General features: G+C 65.2%; 16 protein-coding genes. 1 reads left to right on the forward strand and 15 read right to left on the reverse strand.

Annotated elements, in window-relative coordinates:
* Positions 1 to 2 precede the first annotated feature (2 nt).
* From era to rpoE, 11 genes are read right to left on the reverse strand one after another with little or no spacing between them, the layout of a single operon-like run.
* Complete coding sequence (gene era, locus PLC66_RS05160) at positions 3 to 938, reverse strand: GTPase Era (RefSeq protein ID WP_324538171.1); 936 nt, start codon at positions 936 to 938, stop codon at positions 3 to 5.
* A complete protein-coding gene (gene rnc, locus PLC66_RS05165; protein WP_324538172.1) occupies positions 935 to 1,606 on the reverse strand; it encodes a ribonuclease III in 672 nt (223 codons plus the stop codon). The genes era and rnc overlap by 4 nt, the downstream gene beginning before the upstream one ends.
* A gap of 4 nt (positions 1,607 to 1,610) precedes the next feature.
* Positions 1,611 to 1,967: a DUF4845 domain-containing protein gene (locus PLC66_RS05170; protein WP_416163143.1), complete on the reverse strand. Its 357-nt coding sequence runs from the start codon at positions 1,965 to 1,967 to the stop codon at positions 1,611 to 1,613.
* 22 nt (positions 1,968 to 1,989) lie between these two features.
* Positions 1,990 to 2,778, reverse strand: a complete 789-nt coding sequence (gene lepB / locus PLC66_RS05175; RefSeq protein WP_324538174.1) for a signal peptidase I — start codon at positions 2,776 to 2,778, stop codon at positions 1,990 to 1,992.
* 10 nt (positions 2,779 to 2,788) lie between these two features.
* Positions 2,789 to 4,585, reverse strand: a complete 1,797-nt coding sequence (lepA, locus tag PLC66_RS05180) for a translation elongation factor 4 (protein WP_324538175.1) — start codon at positions 4,583 to 4,585, stop codon at positions 2,789 to 2,791.
* A 52-nt stretch (positions 4,586 to 4,637) separates the two neighbouring features.
* Positions 4,638 to 4,877 carry a glutaredoxin family protein gene (locus PLC66_RS05185; RefSeq protein ID WP_503012181.1) on the reverse strand — a complete coding sequence of 80 codons (240 nt, stop codon included), beginning with the start codon at positions 4,875 to 4,877 and terminating at the stop codon, positions 4,638 to 4,640.
* Positions 4,878 to 4,909: 32 nt separating this feature from the next.
* A complete protein-coding gene (locus PLC66_RS05190) occupies positions 4,910 to 6,388 on the reverse strand; it encodes a Do family serine endopeptidase (protein ID WP_324538177.1) in 1,479 nt (492 codons plus the stop codon).
* A complete protein-coding gene (locus PLC66_RS05195) occupies positions 6,385 to 6,852 on the reverse strand; it encodes a SoxR reducing system RseC family protein (protein WP_324538243.1) in 468 nt (155 codons plus the stop codon). Before PLC66_RS05195 ends, PLC66_RS05190 begins: the two co-directional genes overlap by 4 nt.
* A complete protein-coding gene (locus PLC66_RS05200) occupies positions 6,852 to 7,820 on the reverse strand; it encodes a MucB/RseB C-terminal domain-containing protein (RefSeq protein WP_324538178.1) in 969 nt (322 codons plus the stop codon). The genes PLC66_RS05195 and PLC66_RS05200 overlap by 1 nt, the downstream gene beginning before the upstream one ends.
* The gene (locus tag PLC66_RS05205; protein ID WP_324538179.1) at positions 7,817 to 8,362 is read right to left on the reverse strand and encodes a sigma-E factor negative regulatory protein; all 546 of its coding nucleotides are present in this window, start codon (positions 8,360 to 8,362) and stop codon (positions 7,817 to 7,819) included. Before PLC66_RS05205 ends, PLC66_RS05200 begins: the two co-directional genes overlap by 4 nt.
* A 9-nt stretch (positions 8,363 to 8,371) precedes the next feature.
* Positions 8,372 to 8,971: an RNA polymerase sigma factor RpoE gene (rpoE, locus tag PLC66_RS05210; RefSeq protein WP_324538180.1), complete on the reverse strand. Its 600-nt coding sequence runs from the start codon at positions 8,969 to 8,971 to the stop codon at positions 8,372 to 8,374.
* A gap of 244 nt (positions 8,972 to 9,215) precedes the next feature.
* On the opposite strand from rpoE, the gene nadB reads away from it, so the two are divergent.
* Positions 9,216 to 10,817 (forward strand): L-aspartate oxidase, encoded by a 1,602-nt coding sequence (nadB, locus tag PLC66_RS05215; protein WP_324538181.1) that lies wholly within the window; start codon positions 9,216 to 9,218, stop codon positions 10,815 to 10,817.
* Positions 10,818 to 10,869: 52 nt separating this feature from the next.
* Here the strand turns inward: nadB and PLC66_RS05220 are convergent, their stop codons facing one another.
* The 4 genes from PLC66_RS05220 to fabG all read right to left on the reverse strand — a co-directional run bounded on the left by PLC66_RS05220 (position 10,870) and on the right by fabG (position 13,833).
* Entirely contained in the window at positions 10,870 to 11,394 is a 525-nt protein-coding gene (locus PLC66_RS05220; RefSeq protein ID WP_324538182.1) for a protein YgfX, read from the reverse strand.
* 21 nt (positions 11,395 to 11,415) lie between these two features.
* On the reverse strand, positions 11,416 to 12,651 hold the full coding sequence (gene fabF, locus PLC66_RS05225) for a beta-ketoacyl-ACP synthase II (protein ID WP_324538183.1): 1,236 nt from the start codon (positions 12,649 to 12,651) through the stop codon (positions 11,416 to 11,418).
* A 102-nt stretch (positions 12,652 to 12,753) separates the two neighbouring features.
* The gene (gene acpP, locus PLC66_RS05230) at positions 12,754 to 12,993 is read right to left on the reverse strand and encodes an acyl carrier protein (protein WP_002930040.1); all 240 of its coding nucleotides are present in this window, start codon (positions 12,991 to 12,993) and stop codon (positions 12,754 to 12,756) included.
* Between the two features lie 90 nt (positions 12,994 to 13,083).
* Entirely contained in the window at positions 13,084 to 13,833 is a 750-nt protein-coding gene (fabG, locus tag PLC66_RS05235; protein WP_324538184.1) for a 3-oxoacyl-ACP reductase FabG, read from the reverse strand.
* Positions 13,834 to 13,835 lie beyond the last annotated feature (2 nt).

Here is a 13,835-nt window from a genome sequence, read left to right on the forward strand (position 1 = left end):
GCTTACTCGTAGCCGAGGCTCTTCAACGCACGCTCGTCGTCGGCCCAGCCGCTCTTGACCTTGACCCAGACCTCGAGGAAGACCTTGCCGTCGAAGAGCCTCTCGAGCTCGACGCGGGCCTCGCTGGAAATGCGTTTGAGCTTCTCGCCGCCGCGACCGATCACCATGGCCTTGTGGCCCGGCTTGTCCACGACCACCGCCGCGTGGATGCGCCGCAGGTTGCCCTCGAGCTCGAACTTCTCGATCTCGACCGCAATACCGTAGGGCAACTCGTCACCGAGCAGGCGGAAGAGCTTCTCGCGCAGGAATTCGGAGGCCAGGAAGCGTTCGCTGCGGTCGGTGATCTCGTCCTCCTCGAACATCGGCGTGCCCACCGGCAGCAGCGGCGTCGCGGTCTTGATCAGCTCGTCGACGTTGCGCCCCTTCTCGGCCGACAGCGGCACGATCTCGGTGAAGTCGCGCACCTGGCGCACCTGGTCGATGAAGGGCAGCAGACGTGACTTGTCCTTCAGCTGGTCGACCTTGTTGATGACCAGGATCACCTTCGACGACTCCGGAATCACCGCCAACACCTTGCGGTCGTCCTCGCTGAAGCGACCCGCCTCGATGACGAAGAACACCAGATCGACATCGGCCAGCACCTGAGACACGGTGCGGTTCATCGAGCGGTTGAGCGCATTCCGGTGGTGGGTCTGGAAGCCCGGCGTGTCGACGAAGACGAACTGGGCGCCAGGCTCGGTCAGGATCCCGGTGACGCGGTGGCGGGTGGTCTGCGCCTTGCTGGAGACAATGCTGATCTTCTGCCCGATCAGGCGGTTGAGCAGGGTCGACTTGCCGACGTTGGGGCGACCGACGATGGCAACGAAGCCGGCGCGATAGTCCTCGCCAGCGGGCGCGGCAGTGGCCGGCGCAGCGGCATTGGGGGGCAGTTCGTTCATGTCTTCCTCAGGGCGGCCAGCGCAAGCTCGGCCGACTGCTGTTCGGCGATGCGCCGGGACGGGCCGCGCCCCAGGGTGCGCACGCCCATTTTCGGGATCTCGCAGGCCACCTCGAACTCCTGCGCGTGGGCCTCGCCCAGCACCTGCACCATCGAGTACGTTGGCACCGCAATCCTGCGCGCCTGCAGCCACTCCTGCAAGGCCGTCTTCGGATCCTTGCTCGGCTTGCGCGGATCCACCTCGGCGAGCAGCGGCGCGTACAGGCGGTCGATGACCTCCTTGGCCCGGGCGAAGCCCGCATCGAGGAAGACGGCGGCAAACAGGGCTTCAACCGCATCGGCGAGGATCGAGGGGCGGCGGTTGCCGCCGGACTTGAGCTCACCTTCGCCCAGGCGCAGGCAGTCACCGAGTTGCAGGCCGAGCGCGATGCGATACAGCGCATCCTGACGCACAAGCGAGGCACGCACGCGCGAGAGTTCGCCCTCGCGCAGCTCGCCGAAGCGCTCGAACAGCGCGATCGACATCACGCAGTTGAGGATGCTGTCGCCAAGAAACTCGAAGCGTTCGTTGTTCGGCTGGCCGAAGCTGCGGTGGGTCAGCGCCTCCTCGAGCAGTCTCGCATCGGCGAACACATGCCCAAGGCTGGCCTGGAGTCGATCGGCCGTCATCGACTCACTGTTCCGCGCTGCTCGGATTGAGGTCGAAGAGCAGGCTGACGTTTGCGACCAGCGGCACGGTGCGCTCATAACGCGCCTCGATCACCGTGCGCGGGCCGGTCTTGTTGATGATCAGGTCGGCACCTGTCACGCTCGACACGTCGTCGATCTGGCGCCGGGTGTCGAAGCTGCGGCGCACCTCGACCAGGGTCGCGCCCTTGTCGGACTCGTCGGCAAGCACATTCATGATGCGCTTGACCGCCATGTACTCGGTGAACACGGGCACGGTGCGGAAACCGATGATCAGCACGAAGGACGCCAGGGCGCCGACGACCAGCACGCCCAGCAGGCTCAGACCGCTTTGGGTTTTCATGCGCACGATTGTCACTCCTGGATCAGTGGAAGCTGCCGATCCGCTTCATGTCACTGAAGTTGAACCAGATGAAGAAGGCCCGGCCGACGATGTTCTCCTCGGGCACGAAGCCCCACACCCTGCTGTCGCTGCTGGCGTCCCGGTTGTCGCCGAGGACGAAGTAGTGATTGGCCGGAACCGTACAACTCACGCCCGCGCTTGTGTAGGTGCAGTTTTCACGACCGGGGAAGTTGAGCACCTGCGGCACGAAGGCCGGTGCGTCACGCTCGATCAGCACCGAGTGCTCGACCTCGCCCAGCTTCTCGGTGTACTGCGGCGAGTAGTACAGCCGGTCGGGATGCAGATAGGTGCCCGACTCCTCGATGGCGACGACCTCGCCATTGATGCGCAGACGCTTGTTGAGGTATTCCACCCGATCGCCGGGCAGGCCTACCACGCGCTTGATGTAGTCCAGCGAGGGATCCGCCGGGTAGCGGAACACCATGACTTCGCCGCGCTGCGGCTCGTTGACGTCGATGATCTTGTGATTGATCACCGGCAGCCGGATGCCATAGGTCCACTTGTTGACCAGGATGAAGTCGCCGACCAGCAGGGTCGGAATCATCGAGCCGGACGGGATCTTGAACGGCTCGACGACGAAGGAGCGCAGGCCGAAGACGATCAGGATCACCGGAAAGAAGCTCGCACCGTATTCCACCCACCACGGCGCCGGGGCGTTGGCCGGGCGCAGCTTGCGGGCATGGAAACGGTCGAGGAACCACAGCGCGCCGGTGGCGACCAGGAGCAGGAAAAGAACCAGGGCGAAATTCATGCGGCTGTCGTCACTTGCCTTCGTCGGTCCGCAGCACGGCGAGGAAGGCTTCCTGCGGGATCTCGACGTTGCCCACCTGCTTCATGCGCTTCTTGCCTTCCTTCTGCTTCTCGAGCAGCTTCTTCTTGCGGCTGATGTCGCCGCCGTAGCACTTGGCGAGCACGTTCTTGCGCAAGGCCTTGATCGTCTCGCGCGCGATGATGTGAGCGCCAATCGCGGCCTGCACCGGCACGTCGAACATCTGGCGCGGAATCAGGCCACGCAGCTTGCTCGCCAGCTCGCGGCCGCGGTACTGCGCACTGGCGCGGTGCACGATCACCGACAGCGCATCGACCTTCTCACCGCCGACCATCAGGTCGAGCTTGACGAGGTCGGCCGTACGATATTCCTTGAAGTCGTAATCGAGCGAGGCGTAGCCGCGCGACACCGACTTGAGCTTGTCGAAGAAGTCCATCACCACTTCGTTCATCGGCAGCTCGTAGATCAGCTGCACCTGGCGGCCGTGGTAGCGCATGTCGATCTGGTTGCCGCGCTTCTGGTTGCACAGCGTGATCACCGGGCCGACGTAGTCCTGCGGCAGGAAGATGGTGGCAGTGATGATCGGCTCGCGGATCTCCTGGTACTTGCCGGGCTCAGGCAGCTTGGCCGGGTTCTCGATGCGGATGATGCTGCCGTCGTTGAGCACGACCTCGTACACCACCGTCGGCGCGGTGGTGATGAGATCCATGTCGAACTCGCGCTCGAGGCGCTCCTGCACGATGTCCATGTGCAGCAGGCCGAGGAAGCCGCAGCGGAAGCCGAAGCCGAGCGCCTGAGACACCTCGGGCTCGAACTGCAGCGAGGCATCGTTCAGGCGCAGCTTCTCGAGCGAGTCGCGCAGCTGGTCGTATTCAGAGGATTCGACCGGATACAGGCCGGCGAACACCTGCGGCTTGATCTCCTTGAAACCGGGCAGCGGCTCGGCCGCGGGGCGGTTGGCAAGGGTCACCGTATCGCCGACCTTGGCGGCTTCGATCTCCTTGATGCCGGCGATGATGAAGCCCACCTCGCCGGCACGCAATTGCTCGCGCGCCAGCGAGCGCGGCGTGAATACGCCGACCTGGTCGCACGGATACTGCGCCCCGTTCGACATCAGCAGGATGCGGTCCTTGGGCTTGAGCACGCCGTCGACCACCCGCACCAGCATCACCACGCCGACGTAGTTGTCGAACCACGAATCGATGATCAGCGCCTTCAGCGGCCCTTCGGGCTCACCCTTGGGCGGCGGGATGCGGGCAACGATGGCCTCGAGCACGTCCTCCACGCCCAGGCCGGTCTTGGCCGAGCACAGGATGGCTTCCGACGCGTCCACGCCGATCACGTCCTCGATCTCGCTGCGCGCGTTCTCGGGATCAGCGGCGGGCAGGTCGATCTTGTTGAGCACCGGCACCACCTCGACATCGAGATCGAGCGCGGTGTAGCAGTTGGCCACCGTCTGCGCCTCGACCCCCTGGGACGCATCGACCACCAGCAGCGCGCCCTCGCAGGCGGCAAGCGAGCGGCTCACCTCGTAGGAAAAGTCGACGTGTCCCGGCGTGTCGATCAGGTTCAGGTTGTAGACCTGCCCGTCCTTCGCCTTGTAGTGCAAGGCGGCGGTCTGCGCCTTGATGGTGATGCCGCGCTCGCGCTCGATGTCCATCGAGTCGAGCACTTGCGCCTCCATCTCGCGTTCGGACAGGCCGCCGCAGAAGTGGATGAGTCGATCGGCCAGGGTCGATTTACCGTGGTCGATATGGGCAATGATGGAGAAGTTGCGGATATGGTTCATGCGAAACGAAAAGGGTGCCTTGCAGCACCCGTTTTCGGAATGGTTGGCGTCGTCAAGCCCGTGATTCTAGCGGAAAACCACGGCAATAAGCGCGTACCACCGCTTCGTCAAGATGGTAGTGGCAGAGTTCGTGCTCGCCGTGCAACAGCACCGGCACCAACTCGTCCCAGCGCGCCTCCAGCGCCGGATCCTGATCGACATCGAAGACCTCGATCGACCACCCGAACTCGCTGGCGATCGGCCCCAGCGCAGCAATGAGTTCATGGCAGAGGTGGCACCACTCCCTGCTCATGACGGTAAACACCCTGGGCTCGGCGACCGCGCTCATTTTGCCGCCCGCAGGCTGACGTAGGAGCTGATCTCGCCGCGCTGCACCAGGAGCGTGACCTGCTGGCCAGGCTCGAGCGTCGTCACCATGCCCTCGAAGTCCTCGGTCCTGGCGAGTTGCACCTGTCGCCCGGCAACGACCATCGCCAGCACCACGTCGCCGGGCACGATCTCGGCGCGCGCCGCCGCGCCCTGCGCACGCAGAACCACCAGGCCGTGGTCGATTCCACGTTCGCGACGCTGCACCGGAGTCGGCAAGGCCAGCTCCAGCCCCAGTCGATTAGGGGCCGCCCCTGTGCTTGACGCGCTGCTGGCCAGCGGTTCGGCTTCCGGGTCCTCCCATTCACCGACGGTGATCTGCAGGCGGCGTGCCTCGCCATCGCGATAGATCTCGACATCGACCTCGCTTCCGGGCTGGACCGCCGCAACGATGCGCGGCAGGTCGGCCGAGCTCTCGATCGCGCGCGCATTGAAGCGCACGATCACGTCGCCCTGCTCGATCCCGCCATCCGCCGCCGGGCTGTCGGGCTCGACCGCGCTCACCAGCGCACCCGCGGCACGCGGCAGACCAAAACTGTCCGCCAGATCGCGGGTGATCTCCTGGATGGAGACACCGATGCGGCCACGCTGCACGCGCCCCTTGGTGCGCAGCTGGTTCTGCACGTCCATCGCCACATCGATCGGGATCGAGAAGGACAGCCCCATGAAGCCACCGGTGCGGCTGTAGATCTGCGAGTTGATGCCCACGACCTCGCCGCGCAGGTTGAAGAGCGGCCCGCCCGAGTTGCCCGGATTGATCGCGACATCGGTCTGGATGAAGGGAACGAAGTTCTCGTCGGGCAGACTGCGCCCCTTGGCGCTGACGATACCGGCGGTCACCGACTGCTCGAAGCCGAAGGGCGAACCGATGGCGAGCACCCACTCGCCCACCTTGAGCTGATCGGGGTCACCCAGCACCACGTGCGGCAGGTCGCTCGCCTCGATGCGGATCAGGGCGACGTCGCTGCGCGCGTCGGCACCGATCACGACCGCATTGAACTCGCGCTTGTCGGCGAGCCGCACGAGGATCTCCTCGGCCTCCTCGACGACATGCGCATTGGTGAGGATGTAGCCGTCCGCGCTGATGATGAAGCCCGAACCGAGCGACTGATTGTCCGGATCGGCGCCCGGGGCCTCGGGGATGCGAGGAATGAACTTGCGGAAGAAGTCGAACATCGGGTCCGACTCATCCAGTTCCGGGATCTGGAAGGGCAACCTGGCGGGCGGCTTGCGCACCTGGGTGGTACTGATATTCACCACCGCCGCGCCCTGGCGGGCAACGAGCTCGGTGAAATCGGGCAAGACCACGCTCGCGCTGCGCGCGACGCCCGACCACAGTGAAAGGAGCAACAGCAAGGCCGCAACCCACACGGTCTGCGCGCAAAAGGCGACACAACGCGGCCTGAGCGCCGTCACGCGCGAGCAGCAGCGGCTCATCTCGATTCCTGCAGGGCGTGTACGCAGCCGGCCGCCGGCGCCAGCTCCATGCGCAAGCGGTAACGCCAGTTGCGGCTGCGCGCCAGCAGCCGATTCAGCATCCAGGCCACGGCCAGGCCCGCTCCTGCCCCGACCACGGCAAACAAGTCGCCCTCGCCTGAGCCGGCAAACCCGTTGCCGATCGCTGCCCCCAGCACCAGCAGCACGGTCGCCAGCCCGTAACTGGCCAGCGCCGCGCTGAGCGGTGCACCATCGGGAATGCTGATCAGCACCCGGTCACCCACCTGCACCGGCACGCTCAGCGGCAGTACGAATTCGCCTCGCGGCGCACCGAAGGCCTGCGTCAGCTGGAGCGAACGGCAACCGCCCGGTTCGTCGCAACGCCCACAACCGCCGCCGACGTCGGCGACCTTGAGCCAGACCTGCCCGCCCTCGACACGCAGCACCTGGGCGCGCGCCTGCATCACTGCTGGACCGCCTGGATGTTGTCACCGATGAGACGAACCGCCCGCTCCGGCGCCTCGCCGAGCGCAGTCACCAAGTGGCCGTTGACGGTGCGCTTGTAGATGTTGATTGCTCCGTTCGATACCGGCCCGAGGCCGACGCTGGAGCCGTCGCCGATGGGCTCGATGAACACCGAGATTGCCGCCAGCCCGTCACTGAAGACCATATGCACGGCCTGCCCTCGGTCCCGACCGAGGGGACGACGCATCACCGAACTGAGGCTGTAGCCCGGCAAGGCCTGAGCCAGCCCCCAGCCGATCTCGCTCCTGGGCATGTCGTTGCCCCGCGCATTGACCATGCGCCAATCGTCATCCGGCGTGAAGCGCGACTCGAGCAGGTCCATGCCGACGTCGCCACCGATGCGCAGGTCGCTGAAGCTGAACTGCTCGATCAGTCCGCCATGCTCGTCGACGGTGCGGGATTTCAACAGCAGGCCGCTCTGCATCTCGGCCCAGAGGGTGTGGCCATAGCGCAGGTCATCACGCGGCTCGAGCACCACCGCCTGAGCCTCGTAGCCGGCCACCCGCCCCACTTCGCCCTTACGAATGCGGTAGCTTTCGGCAAGGCCGTTGAGCGAGGCCGGCAGGCGCGCTGGGAAAGCCCGCCGCCCGCTCGCCTGGTCGATGATCACGGTCCGTTCATCAGGCAGCACACAACGCACTTCGTTGCCGCGACGGATGATCTCCCGCGGGCTGCCGTCAAGCACCTCGAGACGCTCGTACTCACCGCTGGCGTCCACCCGATGCGCGATGCGCGAGGTCTCGACGTGGTCACCGGACTGATACACAAACGTGCCGACGTAATTGAGCCGCTGACTTGCAGAGGCGATCCGGCCGAGCCAGGACAGTGGATCCGAAGGCGCCTCGGCATACGCGGGGGCATGCGCCAGCAAGGCGCACAGCCCCAGCACTGCAGAGAAAAACCTCATCGACCCACACCCTGACGTTGTTCGGAAACGGTGCGGACGTATTGCACGCCTGCCGGCAGCGGACCGCCACCACTCAGTCCCTGATGGGCGAAGACGTACTCGCGATGCGGATCATTCGCGACCGGCAGCAGGGGCGCCCGCTCGACCGGCGCGCTGACAACCTGCACCGCAGGCGACGCGACAGCCAGGCGCGGAGACGCCGGCTCGTCCTGCGAATAAAGAGTTGCGGCGACGAGCCCGACGGCCGCCACCCCCATCACCGACGCCGCGATCGGCATCAGCGATTGCCACACGGTCTGTCGGACGCCGCTGCGAGCGGCGGCCTTGGGGGCGAGCAGCGTCGGCTCGTCGTCGAGACCCGCCATCACGCGCGCAACGAAGTCGTTCGACCCATGCCGATCGCCGCGAAGGGCGTCCCCGATCACGCAGTAGGCATCCCACTGCCGCCTCAGTTCGGCATCGCTTCGAAGGCGCTCGAAAACAGGGCGGGTCGCCTGTTCTTCCAGATCTCCATCGAGCAGCGCCGACAATTTGTCCTTCATGTTTGCCACCTACCAACGTTTGTCCGGGGCCGTATCGAGCAAGGGCCGCAGACGTTCTGCAATTGCTTCACGCGCACGAAAGATTCGCGAGCGCACCGTACCAATCGGGCATTCCATGATGTTGGCGATCTCTTCGTAGCTCAGCCCCTCCAGCTCGCGCAACATGATGGCGGTCCTCAACTCCTCGGGAAGGTCAGCCATCGCATCCTCGACGGTCTCACCAATCTGCCGCGTCATCATCAGCCGCTCGGGCGTGTTGATGTCGCGCAACTGATCACCGTCTTCGAAAGTCTCCGCCTCTTCCGAGTCGAAACTGGTCGAGGTCGGCGCCCTGCGTCCTTGGGAGACAAGGTAGTTCTTCGCCGTGTTGATGCCGATGCGATAAAGCCAGGTGTAGAACGCACTATCTCCGCGAAAGGAACCCAGCGCACGGTAGGCCTTGATGAAGGTCTCCTGCGCCACATCCTCGACTTCGGCGGAATCGCGGATCAGCCTGGACAGCAGACGATTAAGCTTGCGCTGGTACTTCGAGACCAGCAAGCCGAACGCCTGTTTGTCGCCGCGCTGTACGCGCTCGACGAGTTGCTGATCGAGCTCACGATCGCTCATGGGGTATGGTTTCTTCCGGATATTCGAATGACAAAACGTCCGGATTATAAGCGACCGCGTTCAGGTTCAGCACAAATCGAAGACACCCAAACAGACAGGGGGCCCAGAAAATAGTTCAGCCAACGCCGTGGTCTTTGGCGCCGAGCTTCAAGGTCGGCGTCTTCCTGCGATGCAAGGCGGGACAGGGGCGGGGCGTCACCACGCGTGCTATATTTTCGGCCTTCCCACGAGCCCGAGCGACATCTTGCTGAAACAGTACGACGTACTCATTCTTGGCAGCGGCACGGCCGGCCAATCCATGGCGCTTCGGCTGGCCGACAGGCTGCGCGTTGCACTCGTGACCAAGCGCGAGTTATCCGACAGCGCGAGCAACTGGGCACAAGGCGGGATTGCTGCGGTCCTGGATACGACCGACAGCATCGAAGCGCACATCCAGGACACCTTTGTCGCCGGCGCCGGCTTATGCAATCCGCGTTCCACCCGTCTGGTGGTGGAAAACGGCAAACGCGCCATCGAATGGCTGATCGACCGCGGCGTCCCCTTCACCCGCGAGGCCGACTCGCAGCTTGGCTACCACCTCACGCGCGAGGGCGGTCACTCCCACCGCCGCATCATCCATGCCGCCGACGCCACAGGCGCGGCCGTGCAGACCACGCTGGGCGCGCAGGTTCGCAGCCATCCCAACATCGATGTCTATGAGCACCACATCGCGGTCGATCTCGTCATCGGCGACAAGGTGGGGCAGCCCGGTGCCGGCTGCCTGGGTGCCTACGTGCTCGACATTGCCGCCGACGAGGTGGTCACCTTTGCCGCGCGCAACACCGTGCTCGCCACCGGCGGCACGGGCAAGGTGTACCTCTACACCACCAATCCGGACGTAGCCACCGGCGACGGCGTGGCCATGGCCTGGCGGGCGGGCTGCCGGGTCGGCAACATGGAGTTCATCCAGTTCCATCCCACCTGCCTCTACCATCCGCAGGCCAAGTCCTTCCTGATTTCCGAGGCGGTCCGCGGCGAGGGCGGCCTGCTGCGGCTACCCGACGGTTCGCGCTTCATGCCCGAGCATGATGCGCGCGAGGAGCTTGCCCCACGCGACATCGTCGCGCGCGCGATCGACTTCGAGATGAAGAAGCGCGGCCTCGACTGCGTCTACCTCGACATCAGCCACAAGCCGGCCGACTGGTTGCGCGGACACTTCCCCAACATCTACGCGCGCTGCCTCGAACTGGGGATCGACATCACACGCGAGCCGATTCCGGTCGTACCCGCCGCACATTACTCCTGCGGCGGCATCGTCACCGATCTCGCGGCACGCACCGACGTGCCCGGCCTTTATGCCGTGGGCGAATCCGCCTTTACCGGCCTGCACGGCGCCAACCGCCTCGCGAGCAACTCGCTGCTGGAATGCCTGGTGTTCGGCGAGGCAGCAGCCGATGACATCCTGTCGAAGCCGCAGAGTGCGCCCCCCGTGCTGCCGGACTGGGACGAGAGCCGGGTGACCGACGCCGACGAGGAGGTGGTGATCTCGCACAACTGGGCCGAGCTGCGCCGCGCCATGTGGGACTACGTCGGCATCGTGCGCACGACCAAGCGCCTGCTCCGCGCGCAGCATCGCATCCGCCTGCTCGAGCGCGAGATCCACGAGTTCTACAGCAACTTCCGCGTCAGCAACGACCTGATCGAGCTGCGCAACCTCGTGGTCACGGCCGAACTGATCGTGCGCTGCGCCCTCCAGCGCAAGGAAAGCCGCGGCCTGCATCACTCGCGCGACTTCCCCGACACGCTTGCGCGCGCCCGCGACACCATTCTGCGCCCACGCCGCGTACCGAAGACGAGCGCCCACTGAGCCGGCTGCCGGCTCGGAAGCGGGGCCGAAGCCCGCCGCCCCGTCGCGACGTTCAGGGCAGAGTCGGAACTGCAGCCGAAGCCCGGCCCGACTTGTGCCGCAGCCAGATCCTGAGCCTGCGCCAGGATTGCTCGGCGGCGCGGTCGAGGTTGCCCCGCAGCAGCATCAGCCGCCGCCTGCGGCGCGGGGTCCAGCGCGAGGAGTCGCCGCCCGCCGGCGCCAGCGCAAACCAGATTCCCCACTCGAGATCGACCGCCGACCCCAGCTGCACCTCGCACCACACGGGCGCGTCGCGGCCGGGCAGCAAAAGCTCGACATGGCCGTCACCCTCGAACACCAGGCGCATGCCGCGCTTTCCCAGCTCGACCACGAGGGTGCGCAGCAAGGACGCTGCCAGCAGGCCCCATACCGCCATCATGAGTGCCGCGGCGGCAGGCGTCTGGGCCGCAACGCTCACGCCGCCGACACCGAGCATGGGCACATGAAAAAGCGCCAGTGCAGCCGCTAGATGAGCGACCAGCACTGACGCCAGCAAGGCCCGCGAGGGGCGCAATTCAATGATCAGCGAATCGTGCATGGACTGCCATGCCGACAGCGCTCAGACGCGACGGAAAACCAGCGTCCCGTTCGTGCCGCCGAAGCCGAAGTTGTTCTTCAAGGCCACGTCGATCTTCATCGGTCGCGCGACGTTGGCGCAGTAGTCCAGGTCGCACTCCGGATCCTGGTCGAAGATGTTGGTGGTGGGGGGCGAGATCTGGTTGTGGATCGCAAGCACGGTGAACACCGACTCCAGCCCGCCTGCGCCGCCCAGGAGGTGGCCCGTCATCGACTTGGTCGAATTGACCACCAGCGTCTTCGCCACATCCAGGCCGAAGGCGAGCTTGATGGCATCGGTCTCGTTCTTGTCCCCGAGCGGTGTGGACGTGCCGTGGGCGTTGAGGTAATGGACCTCGTCGCCGTTGACCCCCGCATCCTTCATTGCGTTGACCATGCTGCGGCGCGGGCCGTCGGTATCGGGCGCCGTCATGTGATAGGCATCGCCGCTCATGCCGAAACCGGCCAGCTCGGCGTAGATCCTGGCGCCGCGCTTGACCGCGTGTTCGTACTCCTCGAGCACCATCACGCCGGCGCCTTCGCCGAGGACGAAACCGTCGCGCTCCTTGTCCCACGGCCGGCTCGCGGTCGCCGGATCGTCGTTGCGGGTGGACAAGGCCTTGGCCGAGCCGAAGCCGCCGATGGCGAGGTGGGTCACCGTCGACTCCGCCCCCCCGCACACCATCACGTCGGCATCGCCGTACGCGATCATGCGCGCACTCATGCCGATCGCATGGAGACCGGTGGTGCAGGCGGTGACCACGGCAAGATTGGGCCCCTTCATGCCGTACATGATCGACAGGTTGCCGGAGATCATGTTGATGATCGTGCCCGGGATGAAGAAGGGCGAGATCTTGCGCGCTCCGCCCTTCAGGTAGTCGTCATGCGTATCCTCGATCATCGGCAGACCGCCGATGCCCGAGCCGATGTTGACGCCGATGCGATCGGCGTTGCTTTCATTGACCTCGATACCGGAGTCGCGGATGGCCTGGATGCCGGCCGCCATGCCGTAATGGATGAACACATCCATGCGGCGTGCTTCCTTGGGCGACAGGTAGGCCGATACGTCGAAGTCCTTCACCTCGCCGGCGATGCGTGCGGCAAATCCGCTGGCATCGAAGCGGGTGATCGGACCGATGCCGCTCTTGCCGGCAAGCACGTTTTCCCAAGCCTCGGGGACCGTATTGCCGACCGGCGAAATGACGCCCAGACCGGTGACGACGACTCTGCGACGCGACACAGGCAACTCCGTTGGAATCAATGAATGAGAATGGAGACCTGCCCGGGCCTGCGAAGGGATGCAGCGGCCGGACAGGAGACGCTCGGAAAGCGTTGGAAATGCTTACTTCTTGAGGTGGGCGTTGACGTAGTCGATCGCCTGCTGGACGGTGGTGATCTTCTCGGCCTCTTCGTCCGGAATCTCGCACTCGAACTCTTCTTCGAGTGCCATGACCAGCTCCACGGTGTCCAGCGAATCCGCGCCCAGATCATCGACGAACGAAGACTCGGTCTTGATCTCCGATTCGTTCACGCCAAGTTGCTCAGCGACGATCTTCTTGACGCGCTGTTCGATGTTCTCCATGAACCAACTCCTTCCTGAGGGTGACAGGTGTATTGAAAAAAGACGGCGTATTCTACCAAAACGCCGCGGAACCGCTATCCTGATCCGCGATCAGGACATGTACATACCGCCATTCACATGCAGGGTGGTCCCCGTCACGTAAGCAGCAGCAGGTGAGCCAAGGAATGCAACGGCGCCGGCAATCTCTTCCGGCCGACCGAGCCGGCCCAGGGCGATGTTGCCGAGCAGGGCGTCACGGGCCGCCTCGGGCAATGCGCGCGTCATGTCAGTGTCGATGAAGCCGGGCGCGACGCAGTTCACCGTGATGTTGCGGCTGCCCAGTTCGCGGGCCAGCGCCCGCGTCATGCCGGCCACGCCGGCCTTGGCCGCGGCGTAGTTGGCCTGGCCCGGGTTGCCGGCACTGGCGACCACCGAGGTGATGTTGATGATGCGGCCGGTGCGCGCCTTCATCATGCCGCGCATGACCAGCTTGCTCATGCGGAAGACGGCGCGCAGGTTGGTGTCGATGACGGCATCCCACTCCTCGTCCTTCATGCGCATCGCCAGGTTGTCGCGCGTGATGCCAGCGTTGTTCACCAGGACGCCGATGGCCCCGAAGCGCTTCTCGATGTCGCCCACGAGCGCCTCGCAGGCGGCGGCATCGGTCACGTCGAGCGCCATGCCGGCGCCCTTGATGCCCGCGTCGGCAAGCGCCTTGTCGATGTCGGCCGCACCGGATTCCGAGGTCGCGGTGCCGACGACGATTGCACCGAGGCGCCCGAGTTCGAGCGCCACCGCACGGCCGATGCCGCGCGATGCACCGGTGACCAGCGCAACCTGCCCTTCAAGCGAAAAACTCATGA

The sequence above is a fragment of the Thauera sp. genome (genome assembly GCF_035444905.1).
In the GTDB taxonomy this organism is placed as follows: Bacteria; Pseudomonadota; Gammaproteobacteria; order Burkholderiales; family Rhodocyclaceae; genus Thauera.

Coding starts and splice junctions, on each gene's coding strand:
- PLC66_RS05170 (WP_416163143.1), bottom strand. CDS start 1,967: ATGAAAACCCAAAGCGGTCTGAGCCTGCTGGGCGTGCTGGTCGTCGGC.
- PLC66_RS05190 (WP_324538177.1), bottom strand. CDS start 6,388: ATGAGCCGCTGCTGCTCGCGCGTGACGGCGCTCAGGCCGCGTTGTGTC.
- PLC66_RS05185 (WP_503012181.1), bottom strand. CDS start 4,877: ATGAGCAGGGAGTGGTGCCACCTCTGCCATGAACTCATTGCTGCGCTG.
- rnc (WP_324538172.1), bottom strand. CDS start 1,606: ATGACGGCCGATCGACTCCAGGCCAGCCTTGGGCATGTGTTCGCCGAT.
- PLC66_RS05220 (WP_324538182.1), bottom strand. CDS start 11,394: ATGCACGATTCGCTGATCATTGAATTGCGCCCCTCGCGGGCCTTGCTG.
- PLC66_RS05205 (WP_324538179.1), bottom strand. CDS start 8,362: ATGAAGGACAAATTGTCGGCGCTGCTCGATGGAGATCTGGAAGAACAG.
- era (WP_324538171.1), bottom strand. CDS start 938: ATGAACGAACTGCCCCCCAATGCCGCTGCGCCGGCCACTGCCGCGCCC.
- rpoE (WP_324538180.1), bottom strand. CDS start 8,971: ATGAGCGATCGTGAGCTCGATCAGCAACTCGTCGAGCGCGTACAGCGC.
- PLC66_RS05200 (WP_324538178.1), bottom strand. CDS start 7,820: ATGAGGTTTTTCTCTGCAGTGCTGGGGCTGTGCGCCTTGCTGGCGCAT.
- fabG (WP_324538184.1), bottom strand. CDS start 13,833: ATGAGTTTTTCGCTTGAAGGGCAGGTTGCGCTGGTCACCGGTGCATCG.
- lepB (WP_324538174.1), bottom strand. CDS start 2,778: ATGAATTTCGCCCTGGTTCTTTTCCTGCTCCTGGTCGCCACCGGCGCG.
- PLC66_RS05195 (WP_324538243.1), bottom strand. CDS start 6,852: ATGCAGGCGCGCGCCCAGGTGCTGCGTGTCGAGGGCGGGCAGGTCTGG.
- lepA (WP_324538175.1), bottom strand. CDS start 4,585: ATGAACCATATCCGCAACTTCTCCATCATTGCCCATATCGACCACGGT.
- acpP (WP_002930040.1), bottom strand. CDS start 12,993: ATGGAGAACATCGAACAGCGCGTCAAGAAGATCGTCGCTGAGCAACTT.